This window comes from Streptomyces sp. HUAS 31 (genome assembly GCF_028198125.1).
GTDB classification, from domain to species: Bacteria; Actinomycetota; Actinomycetes; order Streptomycetales; family Streptomycetaceae; genus Streptomyces; species Streptomyces chartreusis.
This window is the reverse complement of record NZ_CP116353.1, coordinates 5,857,016-5,883,819: the sequence shown is the minus strand read 5'-3', so window position 1 is coordinate 5,883,819 and position 26,804 is coordinate 5,857,016. Positions and strand designations below refer to the sequence as shown.

25 protein-coding genes and 1 riboswitch are annotated in these 26,804 nt (G+C 71.4%); of the genes, 11 read left to right on the top strand and 14 right to left on the bottom strand.

Annotated elements, in window-relative coordinates; genetic code table 11:
- Window position 1: 1 nt before the first annotated feature.
- Window positions 2–2,413 carry an MMPL family transporter gene (locus PGH47_RS26320; protein WP_271668153.1) on the bottom strand — a complete coding sequence of 804 codons (2,412 nt, stop codon included), beginning with the start codon at window positions 2,411–2,413 and terminating at the stop codon, window positions 2–4.
- 164 nt (window positions 2,414–2,577) lie between these two features.
- Between PGH47_RS26320 and PGH47_RS26315 the strand changes: the two genes are divergently transcribed.
- Window positions 2,578–3,267: a response regulator transcription factor gene (locus PGH47_RS26315; RefSeq protein WP_271665468.1), complete on the top strand. Its 690-nt coding sequence runs from the start codon at window positions 2,578–2,580 to the stop codon at window positions 3,265–3,267.
- On the top strand, window positions 3,264–4,736 hold the full coding sequence (locus PGH47_RS26310) for a sensor histidine kinase (RefSeq protein ID WP_271665467.1): 1,473 nt from the start codon (window positions 3,264–3,266) through the stop codon (window positions 4,734–4,736). Before PGH47_RS26315 ends, PGH47_RS26310 begins: the two co-directional genes overlap by 4 nt.
- Window positions 4,737–4,751: 15 nt before the next feature.
- On the opposite strand, the gene PGH47_RS26305 is transcribed toward PGH47_RS26310, so the two are convergent.
- The 4 genes from PGH47_RS26305 to PGH47_RS26290 form a co-directional block, all read right to left on the bottom strand.
- Window positions 4,752–5,189, bottom strand: coding sequence for an ATP-binding protein (locus PGH47_RS26305; protein WP_271665466.1), 438 nt, complete (start codon window positions 5,187–5,189; stop codon window positions 4,752–4,754).
- 96 nt (window positions 5,190–5,285) lie between these two features.
- Window positions 5,286–6,842: an ABC transporter substrate-binding protein gene (locus PGH47_RS26300; protein WP_271665465.1), complete on the bottom strand. Its 1,557-nt coding sequence runs from the start codon at window positions 6,840–6,842 to the stop codon at window positions 5,286–5,288.
- A gap of 200 nt (window positions 6,843–7,042) precedes the next feature.
- Window positions 7,043–8,335 carry a metallophosphoesterase gene (locus tag PGH47_RS26295; RefSeq protein WP_271665464.1) on the bottom strand — a complete coding sequence of 431 codons (1,293 nt, stop codon included), beginning with the start codon at window positions 8,333–8,335 and terminating at the stop codon, window positions 7,043–7,045.
- A 57-nt stretch (window positions 8,336–8,392) separates the two neighbouring features.
- On the bottom strand, window positions 8,393–8,632 hold the full coding sequence (locus PGH47_RS26290; RefSeq protein ID WP_030954132.1) for an SCO4848 family membrane protein: 240 nt from the start codon (window positions 8,630–8,632) through the stop codon (window positions 8,393–8,395).
- A 91-nt stretch (window positions 8,633–8,723) separates the two neighbouring features.
- Between PGH47_RS26290 and PGH47_RS26285 the strand changes: the two genes are divergently transcribed.
- Window positions 8,724–10,007 carry a D-alanyl-D-alanine carboxypeptidase family protein gene (locus tag PGH47_RS26285; protein ID WP_271665463.1) on the top strand — a complete coding sequence of 428 codons (1,284 nt, stop codon included), beginning with the start codon at window positions 8,724–8,726 and terminating at the stop codon, window positions 10,005–10,007.
- Here the strand turns inward: PGH47_RS26285 and PGH47_RS26280 are convergent.
- Genes PGH47_RS26280 through PGH47_RS26265 form a run of 4 tightly spaced genes read right to left on the bottom strand, consistent with a single transcriptional unit; the run spans window position 9,955 to window position 13,031 of the window.
- Window positions 9,955–10,977, bottom strand: coding sequence for a YihY/virulence factor BrkB family protein (locus tag PGH47_RS26280; RefSeq protein ID WP_271665462.1), 1,023 nt, complete (start codon window positions 10,975–10,977; stop codon window positions 9,955–9,957). The two genes, PGH47_RS26285 and PGH47_RS26280, sit on opposite strands and share 53 nt — an antisense overlap.
- Window positions 10,965–11,510, bottom strand: coding sequence for a GtrA family protein (locus PGH47_RS26275; RefSeq protein ID WP_271665461.1), 546 nt, complete (start codon window positions 11,508–11,510; stop codon window positions 10,965–10,967). Before PGH47_RS26275 ends, PGH47_RS26280 begins: the two co-directional genes overlap by 13 nt.
- Window positions 11,504–12,496, bottom strand: coding sequence for a decaprenyl-phosphate phosphoribosyltransferase (locus PGH47_RS26270; RefSeq protein ID WP_271665460.1), 993 nt, complete (start codon window positions 12,494–12,496; stop codon window positions 11,504–11,506). The genes PGH47_RS26275 and PGH47_RS26270 overlap by 7 nt, the downstream gene beginning before the upstream one ends.
- On the bottom strand, window positions 12,489–13,031 hold the full coding sequence (locus tag PGH47_RS26265) for a phosphatase PAP2 family protein (protein ID WP_271665459.1): 543 nt from the start codon (window positions 13,029–13,031) through the stop codon (window positions 12,489–12,491). The genes PGH47_RS26270 and PGH47_RS26265 overlap by 8 nt, the downstream gene beginning before the upstream one ends.
- A 133-nt stretch (window positions 13,032–13,164) precedes the next feature.
- Between PGH47_RS26265 and PGH47_RS26260 the strand changes: the two genes are divergently transcribed.
- Together PGH47_RS26260 and PGH47_RS26255 are read left to right on the top strand one after the other, a co-directional pair.
- Window positions 13,165–14,520, top strand: coding sequence for an FAD-binding oxidoreductase (locus PGH47_RS26260; protein WP_271665458.1), 1,356 nt, complete (start codon window positions 13,165–13,167; stop codon window positions 14,518–14,520).
- 111 nt (window positions 14,521–14,631) lie between these two features.
- Entirely contained in the window at window positions 14,632–15,387 is a 756-nt protein-coding gene (locus PGH47_RS26255) for a decaprenylphospho-beta-D-erythro-pentofuranosid-2-ulose 2-reductase (RefSeq protein ID WP_271665457.1), read from the top strand.
- 23 nt (window positions 15,388–15,410) lie between these two features.
- Here the strand turns inward: PGH47_RS26255 and PGH47_RS26250 are convergent, their stop codons facing one another.
- Both PGH47_RS26250 and trpS read right to left on the bottom strand, forming a co-directional pair.
- Complete coding sequence (locus PGH47_RS26250) at window positions 15,411–15,992, bottom strand: 2'-5' RNA ligase family protein (RefSeq protein ID WP_271665456.1); 582 nt, start codon at window positions 15,990–15,992, stop codon at window positions 15,411–15,413.
- A 219-nt stretch (window positions 15,993–16,211) separates the two neighbouring features.
- On the bottom strand, window positions 16,212–17,225 hold the full coding sequence (gene trpS / locus PGH47_RS26245; protein WP_030953795.1) for a tryptophan--tRNA ligase: 1,014 nt from the start codon (window positions 17,223–17,225) through the stop codon (window positions 16,212–16,214).
- Window positions 17,226–17,314: 89 nt separating this feature from the next.
- Here trpS and PGH47_RS26240 point away from each other — a divergent pair, with 89 nt between their 5' ends.
- The 4 genes from PGH47_RS26240 to PGH47_RS26225 all read left to right on the top strand — a co-directional run bounded on the left by PGH47_RS26240 (window position 17,315) and on the right by PGH47_RS26225 (window position 20,816).
- Window positions 17,315–17,923 carry an RNA polymerase sigma factor gene (locus PGH47_RS26240; RefSeq protein WP_177036625.1) on the top strand — a complete coding sequence of 203 codons (609 nt, stop codon included), beginning with the start codon at window positions 17,315–17,317 and terminating at the stop codon, window positions 17,921–17,923.
- Complete coding sequence (locus tag PGH47_RS26235; RefSeq protein ID WP_271665455.1) at window positions 17,910–18,806, top strand: hypothetical protein; 897 nt, start codon at window positions 17,910–17,912, stop codon at window positions 18,804–18,806. Before PGH47_RS26240 ends, PGH47_RS26235 begins: the two co-directional genes overlap by 14 nt.
- A gap of 559 nt (window positions 18,807–19,365) precedes the next feature.
- On the top strand, window positions 19,366–20,094 hold the full coding sequence (locus tag PGH47_RS26230) for a hypothetical protein (RefSeq protein WP_271665454.1): 729 nt from the start codon (window positions 19,366–19,368) through the stop codon (window positions 20,092–20,094).
- Entirely contained in the window at window positions 20,091–20,816 is a 726-nt protein-coding gene (locus PGH47_RS26225) for a hypothetical protein (RefSeq protein ID WP_376053359.1), read from the top strand. Before PGH47_RS26230 ends, PGH47_RS26225 begins: the two co-directional genes overlap by 4 nt.
- A gap of 23 nt (window positions 20,817–20,839) precedes the next feature.
- Here the strand turns inward: PGH47_RS26225 and PGH47_RS26220 are convergent, their stop codons facing one another.
- A complete protein-coding gene (locus PGH47_RS26220) occupies window positions 20,840–22,288 on the bottom strand; it encodes a glycine hydroxymethyltransferase (protein WP_271665453.1) in 1,449 nt (482 codons plus the stop codon).
- 31 nt (window positions 22,289–22,319) lie between these two features.
- A riboswitch (ZMP/ZTP riboswitch) is annotated at window positions 22,320–22,417 on the bottom strand.
- 162 nt (window positions 22,418–22,579) lie between these two features.
- Here PGH47_RS26220 and rocD point away from each other — a divergent pair.
- Window positions 22,580–23,794 (top strand): ornithine--oxo-acid transaminase, encoded by a 1,215-nt coding sequence (rocD, locus tag PGH47_RS26215; RefSeq protein WP_271665452.1) that lies wholly within the window; start codon window positions 22,580–22,582, stop codon window positions 23,792–23,794.
- A gap of 190 nt (window positions 23,795–23,984) precedes the next feature.
- Window positions 23,985–25,025 (top strand): AraC family transcriptional regulator, encoded by a 1,041-nt coding sequence (locus PGH47_RS26210; RefSeq protein WP_271665451.1) that lies wholly within the window; start codon window positions 23,985–23,987, stop codon window positions 25,023–25,025.
- A gap of 144 nt (window positions 25,026–25,169) precedes the next feature.
- Here PGH47_RS26210 and PGH47_RS26205 read toward each other — a convergent pair whose 3' ends face one another.
- On the bottom strand, window positions 25,170–26,354 hold the full coding sequence (locus PGH47_RS26205; RefSeq protein ID WP_271665450.1) for a glutathionylspermidine synthase family protein: 1,185 nt from the start codon (window positions 26,352–26,354) through the stop codon (window positions 25,170–25,172).
- A 15-nt stretch (window positions 26,355–26,369) separates the two neighbouring features.
- Complete coding sequence (locus PGH47_RS26200; RefSeq protein ID WP_030967600.1) at window positions 26,370–26,717, bottom strand: hypothetical protein; 348 nt, start codon at window positions 26,715–26,717, stop codon at window positions 26,370–26,372.
- Window positions 26,718–26,804: the final 87 nt, after the last annotated feature.

Here is a 26,804-nt window from a genome sequence, read left to right as displayed (position 1 = left end):
CTCAGTTGACGGCGTCCACGCCGCCCTCGGCGAGCTCGACGTCGTACACGAGCGGCCCTTCCGTCACCACGACCTGCCCGGCCCGGGACCCGTACGACTCGGCGGCTGTCGCCAGCAGATACGTGCCCGGCGCCGGCACCGACACGATGTACGAGCCGTCGGCCAGGGACATCACGCGGTCCAGCTGACGTCCGCCCTTGGTCAGCAGCGTCACCGCCGCGCCGTCGACGGGCGCGCCGTCGGCGGTGCGGACGAAGCCGTGCACGACCGACGTCCGGCCCGCGGCGACCGGCTCGGGCTCCTCGGCCGGCGGCTCCTCCTTGGGCTCGACCGCCAGATGCGGCAGGCGCTTCTCCAGCCAGTCCGGCAGCCACCAGTTCGCCTTGCCGAGCATGTGCATCGCGGCCGGCACCAGGGCCGTACGCAGGATGAAGGCGTCCAGGGCGACGGCCGCCGCCAGGCCGATGCCGGCCATCGCGCCCTCCATGTCGCCGCTCAGCACGAACGCGCTGAACACACAGATCATGATCAGGGCGGCGGAGTTGATGACCCGGCTGGTCTCCGCGAGGCCGACGCGGACCGCGCGCGCGTTGTCCTTGGTGTGGACCCACTCCTCGTGCATCCGGCTCACCAGGAACACCTGGTAGTCCATGGAGAGGCCGAACAGCAGGGACAGCATGATGACCGGCAGGAAGGACGTGATCGGCCCCTCCTTGCCGACTCCGATGAGTTCGGTGCCCCAGCCCCACTGGAAGATCGCCACCAGCACGCCGAAGGACGCGGCCGCCGCGATGAGGTTCATCAGCGCGGCCGTCAGCGGCACCACCAGCGAGCGGAACGCCACCATCAGCAGCAGGAAGCCGAGCGCGATGATGGTCGCGACGAAGTAGGGCAGCCGGTCCGCCGTCACCGACGCGAAGTCCTTGAAGACGGCCGTCACACCGCCGACATGGGCCTCGGCCCCGGACTGCGGGATCACGTCGTCGCGCAGCCGGTCGATCAGCCGGTCCGTCTGCTCGGACTGCGGTGAGGTGGTCGGCACGACCTGGATCACCGTGACACCGCCCGCGGGCGGCACGGCGGCCACCTGGGCGACACCCTCGGTGGACTTGATGCCGTCGACCAGGCCGGTCGGGGCGTCGCCCTCGACGACCACCTGGAGCGGGCCGTTGAAGCCGGGTCCGAAGCCCTCGGCGAGCAGGTCGTAGGCCTGCCGGGTGGTGGTCGACTCCTGGTGGTTGCCCTGGTCGGTGGCGCCCAGGCGCAGCGAGAGCACGGGGATCGCGAGGACCGCCATCACGACGACGGCCATCACCGCGACCGGCAGCGGACGCCGTTGGACGTACGACGACCAGCGCGCCGCGAGCCCGCTCGCCTCGGCCGGCTCCGGTCCCGTCGCGGCGAGCCGGCGACGCTGCCGGCGGCTGAGCACCCGCATGCCGAGCAGCCCGAGCAGGGCCGGCAGCAGGGTGATCGCGGCCAGCACGCTGAGGACGACGGTCAGCGAGGTCGCGACGACCACGCCGTCCAGGAACCGCATGTTCATCACCAGCATGCCGGCGAGTGCGATGCACACGGTGCCGCCCGCGAACAGCACCGCGCGCCCGGAGGTGTTGAGGGCGGTCACGGCCGCCTCCTCGGGCTTCATCCCGCGCAGGATGCCGCGCCGGTGCCGGGTGACGATGAACAGGGCGTAGTCGATGCCGACGCCGAGGCCGATCAGCGAGCCGAGCAGCGGAGCCACTTCGGGCACATCCGTGACGTGGCTCATCAGCATCGTCGCGATCATGCCGGTGCCGACGCCCGCGACCGCCACGACGATCGGCAGCAGCATCGCGAACAGCGAGCCGAACGCGAGGAACAGCACGACGGCCGCGGCGAGGATGCCGACCGCCTCCGCGGTGCCCTGCGGGGGCTCCTGGGTGCGGGCGATGGCCTGGCCGCCCAGCTCGACCCGGAGCCCGTCGGCCTCGGCGGCCTGCGCCTTGTCGACGACGTCCTCGATCAGCTCCTTGGGGACGGCGTTGGCCTGCTCCGTGAAGGTGACCTGGGCGTAGGCGATCCGCCCGTCCTCGCTGATCTGCGCGGCCCCTTGTGCCGCGTACGGGTCGGTGACCTCACCGACGCCCTTCATCCGCCCGATCTCCTGGAGGGCGGGCTCGATCCGGGAGCGTACGGACTCGTCCCGTACGGATCCCTCGTCCACCTTCCACACCACCGTGTCGGTGTCGCCGGCACGCTCCGGGAAGGCCTTCTCCATCAGGTCGTACGCGGTCGCCGAGTCCGTGTCCGGGAGGGAGAAGACGTTCGCGTAGTTCGTCCCGGCGCCGGCACTCGCCGCGCCCAGTCCGAACAGTGCCCCCAACCACAGCAACAGGACCACCAGCCGATGCCGATAGCACCACCGTGCCAATGCCGCCACGCTCAACGCTCCTTATTCGGTTCGGTCGGTCCCCCAGGTCCTGGGCAACAGCATTGGCGGCGGCACACACGCGTGGGCATGCGTCGGCCATGACTCTCAAGGAACTCCAAAGCAGAACCGGCCCGGTTGTCAGTGGGCCCGCCGATACTGGGGGCATGACGACGGGATCAGGCACGGTGCTGGTGGTGGAGGACGAGGAGTCCATCGCGGACGTTCTCGCCATCGCCCTGCGCTACCACCGGTTCGAGGTCATGACGGCGGGCACCGTCCGTGAAGCGCTCGGCCTCGCCGAGCGCACCCGCCCCGACGCGGCGCTGCTCGACGTCATGCTCCCCGACGGCGACGGCCGTGCCCTCGGGCGCGAACTGCGCGTGCGCCGCCCCGATCTGGCGCTGGTCTTTCTCACCGCACGGGACGCGCCCGCCGAGATCGTCGGCGCCCTCGGCTTCGGCGACGACTACATCACCAAGCCGTTCGACGTCGACGTGGTCGTCGCCCGGCTGACGGCCGTCCTGCGCCGCACCCGCCCCACCGACGTCCTGCCGCAGCGTCCGCCGCTCAGATACGGCGATCTGGAGCTGGACGAGACGACGTACTCGGTGCGCCGCGCGGGCCGCACCGTCGAGCTCACCCCCACCGAGTACGCCCTGCTGCGCTTCCTGGTGCGCAACGGCGGCCGGATCGTGCCCAAGGACCAGCTCCTGCGCCATGTCTGGCAGTACGAGCACACCCCGCCGGAGTCGACCGTCGTGGAGACCTACATCAGCTATCTGCGGCGCAAGCTGGACGCCCTGGGGCCACCGGTGATCACCACGCGGCGCGGTGTCGGATACGGGCTGGCATGAGGATTCCCTGGATCTCCCGCGTCGGCCGCCCGCGCGGGATCCACTCCCTGCGCGGCAAGCTGACCCTGGCGAACGTGGCGCTGCTGGCCATCGGCATCGTCGTCGCGACCGCCGTCAGCCTGGTGACCGCGCGGTTCTACCTGCTCGACAAGGTCGACAGCGAGCTGAAGAGCGCGCGCACCACCCTGGGGCACGCCGGATTCACACTGCGCCAGATCGAGTCGCTGAGCGAACTGGGCGTCGCGCTGGACAAGTTCACCGACGGCGGCGCCCGCGACACCGACCCGCTGCCGAGCCCGAGCATGGTCTACGTCGCCGTCGACACCGCAGGACGGCCCGTCGCCCTCGGCCCGCTCACGCCGACACCCCGCCAGCACGCCCTGGCCGCCGCCGCGAAGGACCCGGTGGCCCTCGCGGCGGACGAGGATCCGCGCGACGTTCGGGTCGACAGCGACCGCTACCGCATGGTCGGCGCGCAGCTGGCGGACGGCACCATCGTGCTGATCGCCGTCCCGACCGAGGGCCTGCACGAAGGCATGGGCAAGGCCCTCAGGATGGACCTGGCCGTCGGCACGCTGCTGCTGGCGCTGCTCGGCTGTCTGACCATGTTCAGCGTGCGCCGCCGGATGCGGCCGCTGGAGGACATGGTGGAGACCTCGTCGGCGATAGCCGAGGGCGATCTGACCCGCCGCATCCCCTCCAACAGCGATCCGACGCTGGAGGTCGAGCAGCTGAGGGTGGCCCTGAACTCGATGCTCCACCAGGTGGAGTCGGCGTACCGCACGCGCGAGCGCAGCGCGACCCAGCTGCGGCGGTTCGTCGGCGACGCCTCGCACGAACTGCGCACCCCGCTGGCCGCGATACGCGGCTATCTCCAGCTGTACGACCGGGGGATGCTGCCGGAGCCCGCCGAGCGCAAACGGGTCTGGGACCGGATGAACGGCGAGGTCGACCGCATGGGCCGGCTCGTCGACGAGCTGCTCACCCTCGCCCGGCTCGACCAGCGGCCCGAACTGCGCTTCCGCAACGTCGACCTGAGCCGGCTGGTGCGCGAGTCCGCCGAGGACCTGCGGGTGCAGCAGCCCGAGCGGCCGATCACGGTCGACGCCGACGGCACCCTGCTGGTGCACGCCGACGAGTCGGGGCTGCGCCAGGTGCTGGGCAATCTGCTGAGCAACGTCCGCACGCACACGCCCGCCGACGTGCCGGTGCGGCTGGGTCTTGAGCGGACCGACGGCGTCGTGCGGCTGTGTGTCGAGGACAAGGGGGCCGGGCTGTGCGAGGAGGACGCGGCACGGATCTTCGACCGGTTCTTCCGGGCCGGCGGGGGTGCGGGCAGCGGGCTCGGGATGGCGATCGTGCAGGGCGTGGTGGAGGCGCACGGCGGCGAGGTCGCGGTGCGGACGGCGCCGGGTGAGGGGCTGGCCGTCACGGTGATCCTGGCGACCGGGGCGGCTTCACGGTCGTAACCGTCACGCGGTCTCTCAGGGGCCCGGATTGGCGATTATCAGCGCCCACACGGTCTTGCCGTGCCGTCCCCGGCTCCACACTCCCCACGCCGCGGCCAGGTTCTCCACCAGGTGCAGGCCGCGGCCGGCCTCCTCCCACTCCCCCACCGCCCGCAGCCGCGGCTCCTGTTGGCTCTCGTCCGACACCTCGATCAGACAGGAGCCGTCGGCGAGCGCGGTGACCGCGACCTCGAACTCACGCTCCGGCTGCGGGTGCTCCCCGCTCCCGAATCCCGGGGACGGGCCGTGCCGGACGACGTTGGTGGCCAGCTCGGAGACGAGCAGCACCGCGTCCTGAAGCGCCGGATCGCGCCGTCCGTGCCCCCAGTCGGCCAGGTGATCCCGGACCCGGCGCCGCGCGAGACCGACGGACGCCGGATGCCGGGGCAGCCGGAAGGCGTTGCGTCTCAACACGTTTGCTCCTCACACCACGCACACCTCCCTCACATGGTGCAGCGCCGGGTGCCCCTTCTGCACCACCGCCTGAAGGGTCGGGGCGACGAGATCGCGTCAGATCCAGGTGAGACGCCAGAGCCGGAAGACGCCGGTGCCGTCGGAGAGGTACTGGCCGCCGCCGACCTCCTCGCTGGAGACGACGTACTCCTTGGCCTGCCACAGCGGGATCACCGGGACGTCGCGGGCGACGGCCTCCTGGAGCGAGCGGAAGTCCTTCGTCGCCTCGCCGCGGTCGGCGTACTGCTGGCTGGCCGTGATGAGCTGGTCCACGGCCTTGTCGCTGTATCCGGTGCTCATGGTGCCGTTCGTGCCGACGAGCGGGCCCCCGTAGGTGTCCGGGTCGGGGAAGTCGGCGACCCAGCCGACGGCGTAGGCGTCGAGCTTGCCGCTCGCCCAGCGCTTCTGGAAGTCGGTCCATTCGTAGCCCTTGAGCGTCACCTTGAACAGGCCGGTCGCCTCCAGCTGCCGCTTGATCTCCGCGGCCTCCTCGGCCCCGGAACCGCGGCCGGTGGCGTAGCCGTAGGTGAAGCGCACGGGCAGGCCGACGCCGGCGTCGGTGAGCAGGGCGCGCGCCTTGGCCTTGTTCAGCTGGGGGTAGGCGTCGAAGAACGACGTGGTGTGGCCGGTGATGCCGGTCGGGATCAGCGAGTACAGCGGGTCGACGGTGCCCTTGTACACGGTCGCGGCGAGCTTCTCGCGGTCGATGAGCCAGGCCATGGCCTGCCGGACCCTGACGTCGTGCAGGGGCGAGGTCTTGCGGGTGTTGAAGTAGAGGTTGCGGATCTCGGAGCTGTCGGCCTCGGAGACACGCTGACCGGGGTCGGAGGCGTTCAGGCCGGCGAGGACCTCGGGCGGCAGCGTGCGTGTGGCGACGTCGACCTGCTTGCCCTTCCACGCCTTCTCCAGGGCGTCCCCGTCGCCGTAGTACCGCAGTTCCACCGGTCGGCCGGTGCCGCTGATCGCGCCCTTGTAGTGCGTGTTGGGGGCGAGGGTGGCCTGCTTGTCCTTCGTGTACCCCGTCAGGTTGTACGGGCCGGTGCCGTCGACACCGTTGTCGGTGCGCAGCGCCTTGGCCGGATACTTCTCGCGGTCCACGATCGCGCCCGCGCCGGTGGCCACCTTGAGCGGAAACGTGGCGTCGGGCGACGAGAGATGGAATGTGACGTCACGGCCGCTCGCGCTCACCGACGCGAGGGTGTCCAGCAGTGAGGACGGGCCGACGTCCGACTTGATCCGCTTGACGCGGTCGAAGGAGAACTTCACGTCCTCGCCGGTCATCGCGCGCCCGCTCGGGAAGGTGAGTCCCTCCCGCAACTCGCATCGGTAGGTGCGCAGATCGGTGCCGTCGAAGCCGCAGCTCTGGGCCGCGTCGGGCACGGGTGTCACGCCGCCCGGCTCGAATGTCAGCAGCGACTGGAAGACGTTGCTGAACAGCGCCCAGGAACCGGCGTCATAGGCGCCGGCCGGGTCAAGCGACGTGACACCGTCCGTCGTGCCGACCGTGATGGTCCTGCCTTCGTCCTGCTGCGACGGCAACAACTGCCAGCCGCCCACTCCCACGGCCGCCAGCACGAGCAGCGTCGCGAGAATCCGCATGCGAATGGAACGCATGGGTGTGCCCTCTCCCCAGGCCCTCGACGGGCCCCCGCATGAGCTATTGGAATGTGCCACTCCCCTAAGTGGCGCGCACACCTAATCACACGGATTTCGTCAGGGGGAAGAGGATTCTGGTGACATGAGAAAGAACTTACCTACGGGCGTTTCCAGCAGGTTTCACAGGCTGTTCACAGCTTCGGGACGGCCGTTGCCGGTCAGGCCTGACGGGACGCCAGCTCGATCACCGTGATGTCCGACTCGGCGCCCACGCGCGTGGGCGGGCCCCAGGCGCCGGCGCCGCGGCTGACGTACAGCTGTGTGTCGCCGTACCGGTCCAGACCGGCCAGGGTCGGGTTCGCCAGGCCCGCGACGAGGTTGCCGGGCCACAGCTGCCCGCCGTGGGTGTGGCCGGAGAGCTGGAGGTCGACGCCGTGGTCGACGGCGTCGTGGATCTGGACCGGCTGATGGGCGAGCAGCACGCACGCGCGTGCTCTGTCCCGGTCGCCGAGCGCCTTGGCGAAGTCGGGGCCCTGGCCCTCGCTCTCGCCCGCGATGTCGTTGACGCCGGCCAGGTCGAAGTGGGGCAGTTCGGTGCGGGCGTTCTCCAGCGGGCGCAGGCCCAGACGGCGAACCTCCTCGACCCACTGCTCGGCACCCGAGAAGTACTCGTGGTTGCCGGTGACGAAGTACGCGCCGTGCCGAGCCCGGAGCCCGGCGAGCGGGGCCGCCGCCGGACCGAGGTCCTTCACACTGCCGTCGACCAGGTCGCCCACGACGGCGATGAGGTCGGGCTGCGTGCCGTTGATCGTGTCGACGACCTTCTGCGCGAAACCCCGGCCGAGGACGGGGCCCAGATGGACGTCGCTGACGACCGCGATCCGGTAACCGTGCGCCGCGCGCGGGAGCTTGGCCAGCGGGACGGTGACCCGCTTGACCTTCGGGCCCCGCAGAACGCCGTAGGTGCCGTAGCCGACCGTCCCCACGGCGGCCGCGGCGGCGGTTCCGGCGATGACCCGGGAGACGAAGAGGCGGCGGGTGGGGGTGGCCAGAGGGCTCTCGGGCGGTGTCGCGGAGTCCGCGGGCGTGTCGGTCGCCGAGGGCGGGGGCGGGTCGGCCGGACCCGCGGCGGCCACGGGCACCGGCTCGGGCTCCGGTGCCGGTACGGCCTCGGCCTCCCCCGCGCGCGCCCGTCTCTCGAGCCGGCGGCGCAGCAGGGGCCGCACGAGCTCACCGGCCAGGACGCCCAGCATCAGGTACATCGCCAGGGCCAGCCACAGGAAGCCCGGCCAGGCCAGGACCTGCTGGAGCCAGAAGGGCGCGCCCGTGCGCTCGGCGACCAGGCCGCCGATCGTCAGCGCCCAGCCGCCGGCGATCACCACCACGCCCACCCGGCGCACGAGGCCGGGAGCGCGGGTCGTGTCACGGAACAGACGACGCCACATCCACCAGTTGCCCACCACCACGACGGACAGCACGAGCAGCGCGACGAGCGCGAAGACGATGACCACGCGGACGTTCCCTTTCCCTTGCGTGACGAGTGAACGTCCCGGGCCCTGGCCGAGTTCCTATGACATCCGGCGCAGTGCGCGCACTCCACGCAACCCAATGACTCCGACGACCGTCCCCAATACGAAGGAGACGACGGCGAGCAGCAAGTGCACCCAGAAGTACGCCGTGGGGTGACCGTCGTCGAACGCCAGCCCGCTGCTGTCCTTGATCAAATTTTTGACGAAAGTGACCCAGATGACCCAGCTCCACACCCCGAAGGCGAGCAGGAACCAGGAGACCGGGCGGCTGAGCTTCATGAGCTCAGTATCAACGCCCCGTGTCGGGTCCTCCGAGCGGGGTGGGGACAGAAGCGGGACTTCCATGGCAACGGCATGTACGTTCTCCGTCGTGCCCGCACCCATGAAGACCGCCAGGCGTGCCCTGCTGGTCGCTTCCGCAGTCGTGTCGTCCCTCGCGCTGACCGCGCCCGTCTCCCACGCGGCCCCCAAGCCGTCCCCGAGTACGAGCCCGTCGGCCACTCCCCCGGCGGGCATGTCGACCGTGGGCGGCGAGCGGCTGGGGCAGGCCGGCACCCAGGTGAACCTGGCGAGCGGCGTCCCGGTGCTGCCCAAGGACCTCACCGCGCGCTCCTGGGTCATCGCCGACGCCGAGTCCGGCGATGTGCTCGCCGCGCACAACGCGCACTGGCGGCTCCCGCCCGCGAGCACCATGAAGATGCTGTTCGCCGACACGGTGCTGCCGAAGTTCCCCAAGAGCGTCGAGCACAAGGTCGTACCGTCCGACCTCGCGGACGTCGGCGCGGGCTCCAGCATGGTCGGGATAAAGGAGGGCGAGACCTACAGCGTCCACGACCTGTGGCTCGGGGTCTTCCTGCGCTCCGGCAACGACGCCGTGCACGTGCTGTCGAAGATGAACGGCGGAATCGACAACACCGTCAAGGAGATGAACGAGCACGCCGAGGAGCTCCAGGCCCTCGACACCAACGCGGTGTCCCCCGACGGCTACGACGCTCCCCACCAGGTCTCCTCCGCGTACGACCTGACCCTGATCGCCCGCTCCGGGCTCCAGAAGAAGGACTTCCGCGAGTACTGCTCGACGGTCACCGCGAAGTTCCCGGGCTCGACGTCGAAGAAGAAGGGCAAGTCGGTCCGCGAGACCTTCGAGATCCAGAACACCAACCGGCTGCTGGCCGGCGACAGCGACATCCCCGTGTACCAGGGCATCGCGGGCGTCAAGAACGGCAACACCACGAACGCCGGAGCCACCTTCACGGGCGTGGCCGAGCGCAACGGCAAGGTGCTGCTCGTCACGGTCATGAACCCGGAGAAGAGCGAGCACAACGAGGTCTACAAGGAGACCGCGCGGCTCTTCGACTGGGGCTTCAAGGCCGCCGGGAAGGTGCAGCCGGTGGGTGAGCTGGTGCCGCCGAAGAGCGCGGCGCAGGCCAGCGCGCAGCCGGGCTCGAACAACTCCGGGGAGGCCGGTGGCACCGGGGACGCGGAGAAGTCGTCGAAGTCGGCGGTCGGTGCGTCGGCCGCGAGCGGTTCGACCGGCATCGGGGTGGCGCTCGGGATCACCGGCGGGGCGCTGGTGCTGCTCGCTGCGGGCGTGTTCCTGATCAACCGCCGCTGGCCGCTGCCCGACCTGGTGCGCCGTCGGGGTCGCTCCTGACGCCGGACTTCGCGGACTCGGCGGCCGGGCCCTCGGTTCCGGCCGCCGAGTCCGCGGCTGCGGCCGTCTCGTCTTCGCTCTCTGTCTCGTCCTCGTCCTCGGCCTCGACCTCGACCTCGGTCTCCTTGTTCCCCGTCGCCGTCCAGGCGGCGCAGAACACCACCAGCTTCGCGGTGAAGTTGATCCACAGCAGCAGGGCGACCGGTACGCCGAACGCGCCGTACATGCTCTTCGTGGCCACGCCCTGCATATAGCCGCTGAGCAGCAGCTTCAGCAGTTCGAACCCGATCGCGCCGATCAGTGCGGCCACGAACAGCCGGCGGCGTGGCGGCTCCACGCCGGGCAGCAGGGTCAGGACGTAGAGCAGCAGCAGGAAGTTCGCGAGCACGGCGACGAGGAACGCTGCGACCTGCAGCAGGACCCCGCCCCAGCCGCCCTCCTCGATACCGAGCTGCCGGGTGATCCAGCCGACCAGGGCGGAGGCGACGGTGGACGCCGCGATGGTCACGAGCACGGCGCCGCCGAAGCCGACCAGGACGCCCGCGTCCTTGACCTTGCGCAGGACGGGGTTCTCCTCGGGGTCCGGCAGCTCCCACACCGCGCGCAGGCACTCGCGCATGGAGGTGACCCAGCCGATGCCGGTGAACAGCAGCAGGGCGCCCGCGATGAGTCCGACCGTGCCGGCGTTCTCGACGAGGCCACTGATGTTGAGCTGGTCGGCGATGCCGGGCACCTGGTCGGCGAGCTTGTCCTCGAGTTTGTCCTGCTGTTCCTGGCTGAGCGTCGCGGCGGCGATCGCCGCGGCCAGCGTGAGCAGCGGGAACAGCGCGATGAAGCTGGTGAAGGTCATCGCGGCGGCAAGCTGGGTCCACTTGACCCGGTCCATGCGCTCGTACGACCGCCACGCGTGCGTGGCCATCAGCCGGGTCACCGCGGACCCGACGACGGGAATCTTCTTCAGCCAGTCCATGATCCGACTCTGCCCTCCGCTGGGAAGACCAATGTCCGTGTGCCCCAAAACCGCAGGACTGTAGCCAGTGCCATGCCGATTGCCGCTCCCGAGACCGTGTCGGCGAGCTGGGAGGTGAACCCGAGGCCTATGGGGGTCCCCCCGCTCGAGCGAAGCCGAGAGTGGGGGAGGCTCACGGTGAGGCACAGCAGCTGTACGACCGCTCCGGCTGCGTTCACCGCGAAGAAGGCGGCGCAGGGGCGCGGGCCCCGGCGGCGGGTGTGGCGGTAGGTGCCGCGCGCGTTCCCGGCGTAGGCGACGGTGCAGCCGGCCACGAAGGAGACGGCCTTGGCCGTGAGGGGGCCGAGGGCGGCGGGGCCGCGGAGGCAGGTGAAGAGGGCGAGGTCGACGGCGTAGGCGAGGAGACCGACGACGGCGAAGGCGAGGACTTCGTGGCGGGCGGGCCCGAGGCCGGTGGCTCGCGGGCCGGCGGTTTCCTGGCCGGCGGTTTCCTGGCCGCCCTGTCGGGTCGGGCACGCGCGCGTGCCTACCAATTGGCCACCGCCAGGCCGTACATCGCCAGCCACACCACCCCGATGACGGCGAGCGCGCGGTCGCGCAGGACGACCTCCTCGGGCTCGCCCGCCGTGCCGCGGTCGGCGAACACGGCGTAGCGCAGGATGGCGAGGATGAAGGCGACCATGGACAGCTGGCGCCAGGGCAGCAGCCCGGTGTGCGGGACGCCGCCGTCCTCCATGGCCCACAAGCAGTAGCCGAGGACGGCGACACCGGCCGCCAACTGCCAGACGAAGCGCAGGTATCCGGCGGTGTACTCGGTGAGCAGCGCGCGCGTGGCGCCCGCCCTGCCCTCCATCTGCACGGCCTCGGAGTAGCGCTTGGCCGACACCATGAACAGCGCCCCGAACCCGGTCGTGATCAGGAACCACCGCGACAGCGGAATGCCGAGCGCGAGCCCGCCGACGGCGGCCCGCATCAGGAACCCCGTGGTGACGACGGCGAGATCGATGACCAGGACGTGCTTGAGGCTTACGCAGTACGCCAGTTGCATGCCGAGGTAGGCGGTGAGCAGGGCCGCGACGAGGGGCGAGGTCAGCCAGGCCGCGGCGGCCGGTGCGAGGACGCCGAGGACGCCTCCCACGGCGTGGGCGACCGGTACGGGTACCTGTCCGGCGGCGACCGGGCGGTGCCGCTTGGTCGGGTGGGCGCGGTCCGCGTCGGCGTCACGGGCGTCGTTGATCAGGTAGACGGCGGCGGCGCAGGCGGTGAAGAGCGTGAAGACGAGGGCGAGTTGGATCGCCGCGTGGGTGGAGAAGAGCCGGCCCGCGGCGGCCGGGGCCGCGATGACCAGGATGTTCTTGATCCACTGCTTGGGGCGCGCGGTCTTGAGGAGGCCACGCAGCAGGGGGCCGGGGCCGCGCTTGCGGTGTGGCGGTGCGGCGCGGCGCGGGGGTGTGCGCTGCTGGTGGAGTGCCGCTTCCCGGATGCGCGCGGCACTCGTCAGGTGCGCGGTCTCAGGCATGGCCGCGCCCGCCCGCTCTCCGCATCCAACTCGCCCCCACGCACGCGGTGAGTGCTCCCAGCGCCGCGCCGGCCGCCACGTCCGAGGGGTAGTGCACGCCGACGACCAGTCGTGACAGACACATCGCGGTGGCCAGCGGCACGATCGCGTACGCGCCGGGCGCGCCGAAGGCGACGGCCGCGGCGGTCGCGGAGGCCGCGTGGGAGCTGGGGAAGGAGTGCCGGCCGAGCGTGCGGACCCGGGGTTCGACATGCGCCGGGCGCGGGCGGCGCACGACCCTTTTCACCCCCATGCTGACGAGGTGCGCTCCCGCGGTGAGCGCCGTACCGCGCATCCAGGCGCCGCGTCGGCGCCCGTCCACCACGGCCCCGGCGAGGCCCGCCGCCAGCCACAGCGCACCGTGCTCGCCCGCCCTGGACAGGGCACGCGCGGCACCCGCGACACGTGGGTCACGGCCGTGGGCGTGGACCGCCGAAAGGATTCGCCGGTCCACGCCCGTGAGGCTTCGGTGGTCCATGTCGTCGAGGTGGTCCATGTGGACTCACTGTTCACGCCCGCCGAGCCGGAACTACGACAATATTGGGCGACATCCCATTAATCACCCATTTTGGGGAGGCGAGGAATGTTTCAGAACTGATCGACCGCATACGGACGCTACGGTCGCCGACATGCCTGCCGACACCGTCTCCGTCTCGGGATGGGGCCGCACCGCCCCCACCAACGCCCGCCTGATCCGTCCCAGGACGTACCAGGAGGCCGCGACGGCCGTCCGGGGCTGCGGGGCACGCGGAGGCATCCCGAGGGGCCTGGGACGGGCGTACGGGGACGCGGCGCAGAACGCCGGGGGCATGGTCCTGGACATGACCGGCCTGGACCGGGTGCACGCGATCGACGCCGACAACGGCATCGTGCTGTGCGACGCGGGGGTCTCCCTGCACCGGCTGATGGAGGTGCTGCTCCCGCTCGGCTGGTTCGTACCGGTGACGCCCGGCACCCGCTATGTGACGGTCGGCGGCGCGATCGGAGCCGACATCCACGGCAAGAACCACCACGTCTCGGGCTCCTTCTCGCGCCACGTGCTGTCGATGGAACTCCTCACCGCCGACGGCGAGGTCCGCGCCGTCGGCCGCGACACGCCCCTGTTCGACGCGACCACCGGCGGCATGGGCCTGACCGGCGTGATCCTCACCGCGACGATCCAGCTCCAGCCGGTGACGACCTCGTTGATGTCGGTCGACACCGAGCGCGCGCGGGACCTCGACGACCTGCTGGCCCGCCTGACCACCGGCGACGGCCACTACCGCTACTCGGTCGCCTGGATCGACCTGCTGGCCCGCGGCCCGGCGATGGGCCGCGCGGTGCTCACCCGCGGCGACCACGCCCCCCTGGAGGCGCTGCGCGAGGACACGCGCGCGCGTAGGGAGCCGCTCGCCTTCCGCACGGCCCGCCTGCCCGCCCCGCCCGCGGTCCTCCCGGAGGGCCTGCTGAGCCGCCGTACAGTGGGCTGGTTCAACGAGCTCTGGTACCGCAGGGCGCCACACGCGCGTACCGGTGAACTCCAGCCGCTCGCCCGGTTCTTCCACCCGCTGGACGGCGTGCCCCACTGGAACCGGATCTACGGCCGGGGCGGCTTCGTGCAGTACCAGTTCGTGGTCGGGCACGGCCGGGAGGAGACCCTGCGCGGCATCGTGCGGCGCGTCTCCGAGCACCGCTGCCCGTCCTTCCTGGCGGTCCTCAAGCGCTTCGGGGACGCCGACCCCGGCTGGCTCTCCTTCCCGGTGCCCGGCTGGACGCTGGCCCTGGACATCCCGGCCGGCCTGCCCGGTCTCGGCGCCCTTCTGGACACGCTGGACGAGGACGTGGCCGCGGCCGGCGGGCGCGTCTACCTCGCCAAGGACTCCCGGCTGCGGCCCGAAGTGCTCGCCACGATGTACCCGCGCCTGGACGAGTTCCGCGCCCTGCGCGCGGAGATCGACCCGCGCGGGGTGTTCGTCTCGGACCTGGCCCGCCGCCTCGGCCTGTAGGGCCCGGCAACCGGACCCCTGTCTCGGCCTGTGGTCCCGGCCACCGACCCCCTGCCTCCCCCGGACTCCCGACCCCCAGGAGCTCCGGACTCCCGATCTCTAGGAGCTGTCGTGAAGGACGCCTTCGGCATCCCCCAGTCCCTGCTCGTCCTCGGCGGTACGTCCGAGATCGCGCTGGCCACCGCGCGCCGCCTGATCGCACGCGGTACCCGCACGGTATGGCTGGCGGGCCGCCCGTCGCCCGCCCTCGATCAGTCCGCGGCCGATCTGCGCGCCCTGGGGGCCGAGGTACGCACCGTCGCCTTCGACGCGCTCGACCCCGAGTCCCACGAGACGGTCCTCGGCAAGGTCTTCGCGGAGGGCGACATCGACATGGTGCTGCTCGCCTTCGGGATCCTCGGCGACCAGGCGCGCGACGAAAGGGAGCCGCTCAACGCGGTGCGGGTCGCCCAGACCAACTACACGGGCGCCGTCTCCGCGGCCCTGGTCGGCGCCGGCGCGCTCCAGTCCCAGGGCCACGGCTCGCTGGTCGTCCTGTCGTCCGTCGCCGGCGAGCGGGCCCGCCGCGCCAACTTCATCTACGGCTCCAGCAAGGCCGGCCTCGACACCTTCACCCAGGGCCTGGGCGACGCGCTGCACGGCACCGGCGTGCACGTCATGGTCGTACGCCCCGGATTCGTACGCTCGAAGATGACCGCCGACCTGGAGGAATCACCCCTCGCGACCACCCCCGAAGCGGTCGCGACGGCGATCGAACTGGGCCTGCGCCGCCGCTCGGAGACGGTGTGGGTACCGGGCACACTCAGGGTGGTGATGTCGGCGCTGCGGCACGCGCCGAGGGGGCTGTTCCGTCGGCTGCCGATCTGACCGTACCGACACCCCCGGCGGAGCTAACTCGCCGGGATCGACCCGCGCTCCACATGCCCCGCCTGCGGCGGCACCACCGCGCCGGCGCCGAAGGTGTAGTCCCGCAGCCTGCGCCAGACGCCGTCGGCACCCTGCTCGTAGAGGGCGAAGCCGGTGCAGGGCCAGTGGGCCTCGTAGTCGGAGAGTTCCTCGAATGCGCGGTCCATCGACTCTTCGTCGATGCCGTGGGCGACCGTGACGTGCGGGTGGTACGGGAACAGCAGTTCGCGTGCGACCGGGCCGGAGGCGTCGCGGACCTGCTTCTGCAACCAGGTGCAGGCCTCCGCGCCCTCGACGACCTGGACGAAGACGACCGGCGACAACGGACGGAAGGTCCCGGTGCCGGACAGCTTCATCGGGAACGGCCGCCCGGACGCCGCGACCTCGACGAGGTGGGCCTCGATCGCGGGCAGCAGCGAGGCGTCGACCTCTGTCGGCGGCAGCAGCGTGACGTGCGTGGGGATGCCGTGAGCCGCGGCGTCGCCGAAGCCCGCGCGCCGCTCCTGGAGCAGGCTGCCGTGAGGCTCCGGGACCGCGATCGACACGCCGATCGTTACGGTCCCCACGTCGTCTCCTGTCGTCTCTCTGGTGAGCTCGTCCATCGCGAGAAGCTCGTCCTGGGTGAGTGAGCTCGTGGCTCTGTTGGTGAGCGTGACGGCCGCGTGTGCGACCGCCCGGCTATCGACTGTACGGCCACGACTGTTCTGCGGGCAGGCGCAACCGTAGTGATGTGCAGCGCTGTGCGGTGGTACGGCCGTGTTCCGGCCGCCTGCCGTGGTGCGGGCTCAGTGCTTGGCGGGCAGGAAGCCCACCTTGTCGTACGCCTGGGAGAGGGTCTCCGCGGCGACGGCACGCGCCTTCTCCGCACCCTTGGCCAGGATCGAGTCCAGCGTCTCCGGGTCGTCCAGATACTGCTGGGTGCGCTCCCGGAAGGGCGTCACGAACTCGACCATGACCTCGGCGAGGTCCGTCTTGAGCGCACCGTAGCCCTTGCCGTCGTACTTCTGCTCCAGTTCCGCGATTCCCGTCCCCGTGAGGGTCGAGTAGATGGTGAGCAGGTTGCTGACACCGGGCTTGTTCTCGGCGTCGTAGCGGATGACGGTGTCGGTGTCGGTGACCGCGCTCTTGACCTTCTTGGCGGTGGCCTTGGGCTCGTCGAGCAGGTTGATGAGGCCCTTCGGCGTGGACGCCGACTTGCTCATCTTGATCGCCGGGTCCTGAAGGTCGTAGATCTTCGCCGTCTCCTTGAGGATGTACGGCTTCGGGACGGTGAAGGTCGCGCCGAAGCGGCCGTTGAAGCGCTCGGCGAGGTCACGGGTGAGCTCGATGTGCTGGCGCTGGTCCTCGCCGACCGGGACCTCGTTGGCCTGGTACAGCAGGATGTCCGCGACCTGGAGGATCGGGTACGTGAACAGGCCGACCGACGCCCGGTCGGCGCCCTGCTTGGCGGACTTGTCCTTGAACTGGGTCATGCGGGAGGCCTCGCCGAAGCCGGTGAGGCAGTTCATGATCCAGGCGAGCTGGGCGTGCTCGGGGACGTGGCTCTGGACGAAGAGCGTGCAGCGCTCGGGGTCGAGACCGGCCGCGAGGAGCTGGGCGGCGGCGAGCCGGGTGTTGGCGCGCAGCTCGGCCGGGTCCTGCGGGATCGTGATCGCGTGCAGGTCGACGACCATGTAGAACGCGTCGTGGGTCTCCTGGAGCGCCACCCACTGGCGGACGGCGCCGAGGTAGTTGCCGAGGTGGAACGAGCCTGCGGTGGGCTGGATTCCGGAGAGCACACGGGGTCGGTCAGAGGCCATGCTCATCATTCTCTCAGGTCTCGGGGGCCGGTTCGGAACTGGTCGGAAACATATGGGAACCGATCCGTCTCCGGCGGTGTACCAAAGGTGTGAGGACGCGGGAGGGGGGCCGCATCGTCGATGAGGCCGCGGTGATCGCACGCGTACGCGCCGGGGAGCCGGAGGCGTACGCGCAGCTGGTGCGGGCCCATACGGGCATCGCGCTCAGGGCGGCCGCCGCGCTCGGGGCGGGTGCGGACGCGGAGGACGTGGTGCAGCAGGCCTTCGTCAAGGCGTACTGCTCGCTGGGCCGGTTCAAGGACGGCTCGGCGTTCAAGCCGTGGCTGCTGGCGATCGTGGCCAATGAGACGAGGAACACAGTGCGTACGGCGGCCCGCCAGCGCACGCTCGCCGGTCGCGAGGCGGCGTTCGTGGAGGCGGAACCCCTGATACCGGAATCGGCGGACCCGGCGGTCGCCGCGCTGGAGATAGAGCGCCGTGCCGCCCTCCAGGCAGCCCTGGAGAAGCTGAGCGAGGAACACCGCCTGGTCGTCACCTACCGCTATCTCCTGGAGATGGACGAGTCCGAGACGGCCCAGGCCCTGGGCTGGCCCAGGGGCACGGTGAAATCCCGGCTGAACCGCGCACTGCGGAAGCTGGGGCGGTTGCTGCCGGACTTCCAGCCTCGGGAAGGGGGTGATGAGCATGAGGCCGGGTGATCGCGGTCGGGGTTCCGAGGGACGAGGTCCCGGTGATCGTGCTCGGCGTGGCGATCCGACCCGTCTGCCGGAGGAGCTGCGGGCGCTCGGGCGTTCGCTGGACCCGCCGGGCGCGGTGGACGGCTCCGAGACGATGGTCGAGCGGGTACTGGGGCAGCTCCTCGCCGAGCAGGTGCCCGTGCCGGTGGCCGAGCCGACAGGGGCGGCCGAGCGGCTGCGGGCGGTGCGGCGCTGGACGCGGATGCGGTGGCGTTCGCTGACCGCGACGTTGTGCGGCCTGCTGACGGTCCTTGTGCTCACGCCCCCCGTGCGGGCGGCGGTCCTCGACTGGTTCGACTTCGCGGGCGTCGGAGTGCGGTACGACCCGTCGGCGACCCCCTCCCCCGGCGCCGAGGTCCCCGGCTGCGACCACCCGGTGTCGCTCGCCGAGGCCGAGCGGCGGGCCGGCTTCGCACCGCTGGTGCCGAAGGAGCTCGGCGCTCCGGACACGGTCGCGGTGACCGGTGAGCCAGGGGGACGGTTCCTGGTGAGCCTGTGCTGGCGCGAGGACGGGGGCACGATACGGCTGGACGAGCGCCGGGCGAGCCTGGACATCGGCTTCGCCAAGACGGTCCGCGAACCTCCGGAGTGGATCTCGCTGGACTCCGACGCCTCGAACGGCACGAACGGGACGGCGGCCGACCAGGCCCTGTGGTTCGCCCGCCCGCATCTGCTCACCTTCTGGCTCGTGGACCCGAGCGGGGAGCGCTTCACCCGCGAGGAGCGGACGGCCGGTCCGACACTGCTGTGGAGCCACGGCACGGAGGGCGAGAACGTGGCGCTTCGGCTGGAAGGGGTGAGGTCCAAGGAGCGGGCCCTGGCGGTTGCGCGGTCGGTGGAGTAGCCGACGGGCGGCCGGGTGTCGGGGCGGGCGGTGGCCTCTCGCCGGCTGGTGGCGGGCCTGTTCGGCGGAGGGGCCGGGCATGCGGCGGGACCCCGTAGGGGGCTTCGGGGCGGGCCTGTGGGGGCCCGGACCGGTTGGGCGCCTCGGACCGGCTGGGCGGCTCGGACCGGTTAGGCGCCTCGGACGGCTCCGACGGCTTCTGGGAGGGGCCCTCCGAAGGGCCCTCCGAACAACCGGTCCCGGGACTTCGGTCCGGATCGTGGCCCGAAATGCATGGGCCGGAAATAGTGGGGGCGGGGTGGGAACCCAGGCGGGTCGGGCGGTGTACCAGAAGTGACACGCGGCTCGGGGACGGGTCGCACGGGGATCGCTTGGGTTGGGGGTTCGGATGTGCGGACATGGGGTCGGCCGCTGGGGACACCGGCTGCGGGGGCGTGGGATCGGTTGCTCGGGACGGTGCTCGCGCGACAGCGCAGGCGGAGGCGAGGGCGGGAGCGGATATGGGGGCGGGGTCGGATGGAGGGGTCGGTGTCGTGAACTCACTGCGCTGACAGGTGCGTTGGCGGCCTCGCTCGCTCTGCTGGTGTGGGGTGCCGCGGCCCCTGCATCGGCCGGCGGGCCGACGAGCGTGCTCCTGGTCTCGCCGGAGAGCACCGAGACGGCCTCGCTGTACTACTCCGACAAGGAGTACGGACAGCTGGAGCGGCTGCTCGGCTCAGCCGGCCAGGGCACGCGGAACAAGCCGCCGGAGGCCGCTCTGGAGGCGGCCCGCCAGATCAACGTCACGTGGATGGTCCATGACGTGTCGCCCTGGCGCCTCGACCGGGTCTATCCGGTCGACGACGGCAAGGACGTCTGGATCCACACCGCCTCGAACCTGGGCAGCACGACGAACGGCACCTGGCACCGGGCCCATCAACCGTCAGGGCTGCGCGCCCTTCTCTCGAAGCTGGGCCTGATGGGCAAGGCCTCCTCCGAAGGCGGCGCGGCGATCTTCCCCTCGGATGAGGAGGCGTCGGGGGCGGACAACGGCGTGCAGGATTCATCCTCCGCCGCGGACGAGACGACCTCGGCCGCGTCCGGATCAGGGTCCGGTCCAGGGTCAGAGTCCGGCTCAGGGGCGAGGTCGGCGCCGGCTTCCAGCGACGCCACCGACTGGTGGTGGGCCCTGCCGGGCGCGGCGGCCGGAGCGGTGCTCGCACTCGCCCTGCGCCCCCTGGCCCTGCGGCTCCCCCTGGACCGCCTGCGCGGTGAGCCGGGGCCGAGGCAGGAGCTACGGGACGTATGAGCGCCGACCTGGGCGGAAAGCTACGGCTCGCGCTGCTCGTGGCGGCGTCGGCGGCACTCGCCCTGTGGGGAGCGGCGGCGACCGCCAGGGCCGCACCGGCCCAGCCGCGGGACGTCCCCGATGTGGCGATGGTCGTCGCAGGCGGCTCGGGCCGCACGGTGGCCCTGCACTCCGGCCAGCCGGGTTTCGCCCGTCTCTGGCAGCTGTTGCAGCCGACGTACGTCGGGACGGAGCGGGTGCCGGAGAGCTGGGCGGAGGGGCGTCATCCACCGATAAGGATCACGGTGCTCTGGGGACTGACGGGCGTCGGTGGCTGGCCGCAGACGAATCGGGTGCCAGGCGGTGACGTGGCCATGGAGAGGCAGGACCAGCTGTTCGTGGCCGGGGACGGCACGCCCTGGGTGCGGTCGGATCTCGCGCCGGACGTGGAGGACGACGACATCCGCTGGCATCGGGCCCCTCGCTCCGTCTTCGAGCGGCTGGACCTGGCGGCGCTGCTCGGCGAAACGGAGGACGAGTTCGCCGGGGCTGCCGTGGGCGCGGCAGCCGGGGATCGGCCCGGTGCGGGATTGGGTGACACCGGGTGGGCGCTGGCGGGGCTGGCCGTCGGGTTCGCGGCGGGGGTCGGCGGCACGCTGCTGATACGCCGCGCGGCGGCCCGGCCTGATGCCGGACCGCCGCGTCAGGGGCCACGCCAGGAGTTGATCGACCTGGATCTGTAGGCCGTCGGTCCTGGTGGTGGGCGTCAGCCCAGGTCGATCTCCGGGTACAGCGGGAAGCCGGTGACGAGGTCGGTGGCGCGGCGGGAGATCTCGTCGGCGACCTTGGGGTCGAGGACGTGCTGCGCCTTGGACGGAGCGCCCTTGCTGGTGGTGCCGGCCTCGGTGGTGGTGAGGACTCGGTCGATGAGGGCGGCGACCTCGTCCATCTCGGCGGTGCCCAGGCCACGGGTGGTCAGGGCAGGGGTGCCGATGCGGATGCCGGAGGTGTACCAGGCGCCGTTGGGGTCGGCCGGGATGGCGTTGCGGTTGGTGACGATGCCGGACTCAAGGAGCGCGGCCTCGGCCTGGCGGCCGGTGAGGCCGTAGGAGGAGGTGACGTCGATCAGGTTCAGGTGGTTGTCGGTGCCGCCGGTCACCAGGGTCGCGCCGCGGCGCATCAGGCCCTCGGCCAGCGCGCGGGAGTTGTCGACGATGCGCTGGGCGTAGTCCTGGAACGAGGGACGGCGGGCCTCCGCGAGGGCGACGGCCTTGGCGGCCATGACGTGCGGGAGCGGGCCGCCGAGGACCATCGGGCAGCCGCGGTCGACCTGGTCCTTGAGGGAGTCGTCGCACAGGACCATGCCGCCGCGCGGGCCGCGCAGCGACTTGTGGGTGGTGGTGGTGACGATCTGGGCGTGCGGGACCGGGTCGAAGTCGCCGGTCAGGACCTTGCCGGCGACGAGACCCGCGAAGTGGGCCATGTCGACCATGAGCGTGGCGCCGACCTCGTCGGCGATCTCGCGCATGATCCGGAAGTTCACGAGACGGGGGTAGGCGGAGTAGCCGGCGACGATGATCAGCGGCTTGAACTCGCGGGCCGAGGCACGAAGCGCTTCGTAGTCGATCAGGCCCGTGGCGGGGTCGGTGCCGTAGGAGCGCTGGTCGAACATCTTGCCGGAGATGTTGGGGCGGAAGCCGTGGGTGAGGTGGCCGCCGGCGTCCAGGGACATGCCGAGCATGCGCTGGTTGCCGAAGGCGCTGCGCAGCTCGGCCCAGTCGGCCTCGGAGAGGTCGTTGACCTGGCGGACGCCGGCCTTCTCCAGGGCGGGGGCCTCGACGCGCTGGGCGAGGACGGCCCAGAAGGCGACGAGGTTGGCGTCGATGCCGGAGTGGGGCTGGACGTAGGCGTGGCGGGCGCCGAAGAGCTCGCGGGCGTGCTCGGCGGCGAGGGACTCGACGGTGTCGACGTTGCGGCAGCCGGCGTAGAAGCGGCGGCCGACGGTGCCCTCGGCGTACTTGTCGCTGAACCAGTTGCCCATCGCCAGGAGGGTGGCCGGGGAGGCGTAGTTCTCGGAGGCGATCAGCTTGAGCATCTCGCGCTGGTCGGCGACCTCCTGGCCGATGGCATCGGCCACGCGCGGCTCGACGGCGCGGATCACGTCGAGGGCGGAACGGAAGGCGGTGGACTCGGTGGAGAGGGGCTCGGCTGACATGGGGACCTCCGGACGTCGTGTACAGCGATCACGGCACGGCCCAGGCGCACGGCACTCGGTCTGGACTTCGGTCCAGGGGCCGCTCCCCGATGGTTGGTCCATCCCAGCGCGCCAGTCACGGCCCGACGATCAGCCTACCGGGCGGGCCGGCGCGCCATGGCCGCGCGTCCACCATGCGAGCAACGATAGAAGGGGGCGGCACAGCACGCGTGAGGCAGGAAATGGACAGTGGCCGTGAGCCTCGTGACTGCCGGGACACGAGCGCTCGCGGCGGCGGAAACGGAGAGCCCCGTGACTACGTCGAGCAGCGCCGAATCGCAGATCGCCGCGATCGACGCGCACAGTGCGCACAACTACCACCCGTTGCCGCTCGTGGTGGCGACGGCGGACGGGGCGTGGATGACGGATGTGGAGGGACGGCGGTATCTGGATCTGTTGGCCGGGTATTCGGCGCTCAATTTCGGGCACGGCAACCGGCGGATCCTTGCGGCGGCGAAGGCGCAGCTGGAGCGGGTGACGCTGACGTCGCGGGCGTTTCATCACGACCGGTTCGCGGCGTTCTGCGAGCAGCTCGCGCAGCTGTGCGGGATGGAGATGGTGCTGCCGATGAACACGGGCGCGGAGGCGGTGGAGACGGCCGTGAAGACGGCCCGGAAGTGGGGCTACCGGGTCAAGGGCGTGCCGGCGGAGATGGCGAAGATCGTGGTCGCGGGCAACAACTTCCACGGCCGTACGACGACGATCATCAGCTTCTCCACCGATCCGGAGGCGCGGGCGGACTTCGGTCCGTACACGCCGGGCTTCGAGATCGTGCCGTACGGGGATCTGACGGCGATGCGGGAGGCGTTGACGGAGAACACGGTGGCCGTGCTGCTGGAGCCGATCCAGGGCGAGGCGGGGGTGCTCATGCCTCCGGCGGGTTATCTGCCGGCGGTGCGGGAGCTGGCGCGGGAGCGGGACGTGCTGTTCGTGGCGGACGAGATCCAGTCGGGGCTGGGCCGTACGGGGCGCACGTTCGCGTGCGAGCACGAGGGGGTCGTGCCGGACATGTATGTGCTGGGCAAGGCGCTCGGGGGCGGGGTCGTGCCGGTGTCGGCGGTGGTGTCGTCGGCCGATGTGCTCGGGGTGTTCCGGCCCGGGGAACACGGGTCGACGTTCGGTGGGAATCCGCTGGCGTGTGCCGTGGCGCTGGAGGTGATCGCGATGCTGCGGACGGGCGAGTTCCAGGCGCGGGCGGCCGAGCTGGGCGCTCATCTGCACCGGGAGCTGGGCCTGTTGACGGGGACGGGCCGGGTGACGGAGGTGCGGGGGCGCGGGCTGTGGGCGGGTGTCGACATCGCGCGGGCGTACGGCACGGGACGGGAGGTCACCGAGAAGCTGATGGACCGGGGTGTGCTCGTGAAGGACACCCATGGAGTGACCATCCGGATCGCGCCGCCCCTGGTGATCGGGAAGGAGGATCTGGACTGGGGGCTCGCCCAGTTGCGGGGTGTGCTCGGGGTGTGAGTGCGCCGCCGGGTGGTGGCGGGCGCCGAGGGAGTTGGTCGCCGGGCAGTAGGCGGCTGTGCTCGTCGCGCCGGTTCGGATCGGCCTGTTGTCCCTGGTCCGTCCACGGCCGGGACCGGTGCCACCGGGATTCCGGGGCGGTGGGTGGCCGGGGGCGGTACGTTCCGCGCAGGACGCGTCACGGAGAGGCATGGGCGTCATGGGCGGAGCGGGGTCGGGGGCCGGGTCCGGGGGTGCGGGGCGGGGGCTGCTGTTCCGGGGCGGTGATGTCGAGGAGTTGCATGCGCTGGTCAGTGCGCGGTTCGCGCCGCATCGGCTGACGGTGCTGGACGAGCATCCGGTCGACGGGCGGTTCCGCTGTGTGCACGAGGGTGGCGTGGCGCTGTACGAGCTGGGGTACGGGGCGGAGGTCGATGTCACGCCGGGTGAGTTGCCGGAGTTCTACAACATCCATGTGCCGCTGTCGGGGGACGGTGTCGTCACTGCGGACGGGGTGGCGCTGGGGTCCTCGCTCAGTGTCGTCAATCCGGGGCAGCGGCTGTCGATGCGGTGGAGCGGGGAGACGCTGAACCGGGTGCTGATCATCCCGCGGGCCACGCTCGACGCGGCGCTCGCTGTGCGGCTCGGGGAGCTGCCGGCCGTGCCGCTGCGGTTCGCGCCGGTGCTGGATCCGCGGGTGGGGCCGGTCGGGGCGTGGCTGCGGGTGGTGCGGGCGTTCGCCGAGTTCGCCGACTCGGAGTTGGCGGCGCGCTCGCCGCTGGGCGTGGGGCACTTCGAGCAGTTGCTGGTGGACGGGCTGCTGGACGCGCAGCCGCATGTGCTCAGCGACACGGTGGCGGGGCGGGGGCCCGCGGTGCTGCCCAGTGCCGTGCGGCGGGCTGCGGACTTCTGTGCCGAGCATGCCCATGAGCCGATATCCGTGGCCGACATGGCGGTGGCGGCGCGGGTGAGTGTGCGCGGTCTGCGGGAGGGGTTCCGGGTGCATCTGGCCACGACTCCGCTGGCGTATCTGCGGCGGGTCCGGCTGGATCTGGCGCGCCGCGATCTGCTGGCCATCGCGGACGGCCACGGGTTCGGGACGGTGACGGAGGTGGCGTTGCGGTGGGGGTTCGCGCATCTGGGGCGGTTCACGGGGCACTATCGGCGGGTGTACGGGGAGACGCCGTCACAGACGTTGCGGAGGAGTCCGGGCTATCCACAAAAGGGTGCGGTTCCCGTCGTAAGCGGATAGCTGGGTGATGGGTGGCGGCGGGATGCTGGAGGCCTGCCGCCCGGGTCGTGGACGGTGGTTCGGGGGAACCGAGCCGGGCGGCAGCACCGGCGGCACCTGCCGCATCCGCGCGGATCCGCCCGGCTCACCGCCGCGTCGCGGCCGTCAGAGGATCACGTGCGGCAGGAAGCGGGCGTACTCGTCGGTGATCAGGCCGGAGGACTCCCGGATGCCGAGGCCTGCCGACTCGTCCTCGACGACCCACGCGCCGAGGACGACGTGGTTGCCGTCGAAGGCGGGCAGCGGGGCCAACTGCTGGTAGCAGCAGGGTTCGTCGCGGACGGCGGCCTCGGTGCCGGGTTCGTGGATGGTGACGCCCGCGCCCTCGCGGCCCAGCAGGGGTTTGGCGACATGGCCGGTGGTGTCCGCCAGCTCCCGCGGGCCGTCGAGGTAGGCGGGGAGCAGGTTCGGGTGGTCCGGGTAGAGCTCCCAGAGGATGGCGAGGAGGGCCTTGTTGCTGAGGAGCATCTTCCAGGCCGGTTCGATCCACAGGGTCGTCCCGGTGCCGCCGCCGTTGTCGAGGGTGTCCAGGACGTGGTCGGCGAAGCGGTCGGTGGTGAGCCACTCCCAGGGGTAGAGCTTGAAGCAGCTGCGGATGAAGCGGAGTTGCCTGTCCACGAAGCGGCCGGAGAGGCGGTCCCAGCCGATCTCCTCCATGGAGATCCAGCCGGTGTCCAGGCCAGCCTGTTCCGCGGTCTCCTTCAGATAGGCGACCGTCATCATGTCCTCGCCGAGCTCGTCGGCCGAGGAGTACGCGAAGTGCAGCGGGGCGCCCGGCGGGAGCAGGGCAGCCTGCTTCTTCCAGGCGGCGACGAGGCGTTCGTGCAGGGAGTTCCACTGGTCGGCGCCGGGGAAGCGGTCCTCCATCCAGAACCACTGGGGCGAGGCGGCCTCGACCAGGGAGGTGGGGGTGTCGGCGTTGTACTCCAGGAGCCTGGCCGGGCCGGTGCCGTCGTAGTGGAGGTCGAAGCGGCCGTAGACGGAGGGCAGTTCGGCGCGGCGGTGCCAGGCCTCGGCGACCGCGTTCGCGATGCGCGGGTCGGTGATGCCGAGGTCGGCGAAGCGGCCGGCGGAGACGATGTGGTCGGCCGCGGCGAGGCACATGCCGTGCAGTTCCTCGACGGTCTCCTCCAGCGCCTCGACCTCCGGGAGGGAGAACACGTAGTAGGCGCTCTCGTCCCAGTAGGGGCGCAAGGAGTCGTCGGGGTGGCGGGTGAGGGGGTAGATGAGCCCTTGCTCCTCGACTGTCTGCTGCCAGTCGGGGCGGGGCTCGATCGTGCGGCGCTCCATGTCGTGGGGTCCCGCTCAGCCGCCGCCGGAGCCCGAGCAACCGAAGCCGCCTCGGTCGACGGCCTCGCTGCGGCTGAAGGTGCCGTAGTCGGCGTAGCCGTCGTCGGTGTCGGCGTCGTAGTACCAGGCGGCGTCGGAGCTGCGGGTCTTCTTCTTGCCGCCCTTGCCGTAGGAGGAGCCGGAGCCGCTGCCGGACTTGCAGTTCTTGTCCGCGACGATCTTGTAGCCCTCGTAGGTGTAGCTGTCGCGGTCGACGCAGCGGCGGTCGGGGTCGGAGCCGCACGAGGTGAGGGCCGCCGCGATGACTCCCATGCCGCCGAGTACGACCGTGCCGGAGCGCAGCCTTCGTCGTGTTTCCGCCATGCCTGTGTCTCCCCCGATGTTCTCGCTGAACCGATTGATGAACCGATTGATGAACCTGTTGATGAGCCGGTCGATGAGCCGGTCGCC

Excerpts from the sequence above, each read along its gene's own strand:
- PGH47_RS26280 (WP_271665462.1), bottom strand. The coding sequence starts at position 10,977 with ATGGACTGGCTGAAGAAGATTCCCGTCGTCGGGTCCGCGGTGACCCGG.
- PGH47_RS26210 (WP_271665451.1), top strand. The coding sequence starts at position 23,985 with ATGGGCGTCATGGGCGGAGCGGGGTCGGGGGCCGGGTCCGGGGGTGCG.
- PGH47_RS26205 (WP_271665450.1), bottom strand. The coding sequence starts at position 26,354 with ATGGAGCGCCGCACGATCGAGCCCCGCCCCGACTGGCAGCAGACAGTC.
- PGH47_RS26290 (WP_030954132.1), bottom strand. The coding sequence starts at position 8,632 with ATGAAGCTCAGCCGCCCGGTCTCCTGGTTCCTGCTCGCCTTCGGGGTG.
- PGH47_RS26200 (WP_030967600.1), bottom strand. The coding sequence starts at position 26,717 with ATGGCGGAAACACGACGAAGGCTGCGCTCCGGCACGGTCGTACTCGGC.
- PGH47_RS26310 (WP_271665467.1), top strand. The coding sequence starts at position 3,264 with ATGAGGATTCCCTGGATCTCCCGCGTCGGCCGCCCGCGCGGGATCCAC.
- PGH47_RS26260 (WP_271665458.1), top strand. The coding sequence starts at position 13,165 with ATGCCTGCCGACACCGTCTCCGTCTCGGGATGGGGCCGCACCGCCCCC.
- PGH47_RS26315 (WP_271665468.1), top strand. The coding sequence starts at position 2,578 with ATGACGACGGGATCAGGCACGGTGCTGGTGGTGGAGGACGAGGAGTCC.
- PGH47_RS26265 (WP_271665459.1), bottom strand. The coding sequence starts at position 13,031 with ATGGACCACCTCGACGACATGGACCACCGAAGCCTCACGGGCGTGGAC.
- PGH47_RS26220 (WP_271665453.1), bottom strand. The coding sequence starts at position 22,288 with ATGTCAGCCGAGCCCCTCTCCACCGAGTCCACCGCCTTCCGTTCCGCC.
- trpS (WP_030953795.1), bottom strand. The coding sequence starts at position 17,225 with ATGGCCTCTGACCGACCCCGTGTGCTCTCCGGAATCCAGCCCACCGCA.
- PGH47_RS26300 (WP_271665465.1), bottom strand. The coding sequence starts at position 6,842 with ATGCGTTCCATTCGCATGCGGATTCTCGCGACGCTGCTCGTGCTGGCG.
- PGH47_RS26235 (WP_271665455.1), top strand. The coding sequence starts at position 17,910 with ATGAGGCCGGGTGATCGCGGTCGGGGTTCCGAGGGACGAGGTCCCGGT.
- PGH47_RS26225 (WP_376053359.1), top strand. The coding sequence starts at position 20,091 with ATGAGCGCCGACCTGGGCGGAAAGCTACGGCTCGCGCTGCTCGTGGCG.
- PGH47_RS26270 (WP_271665460.1), bottom strand. The coding sequence starts at position 12,496 with ATGCCTGAGACCGCGCACCTGACGAGTGCCGCGCGCATCCGGGAAGCG.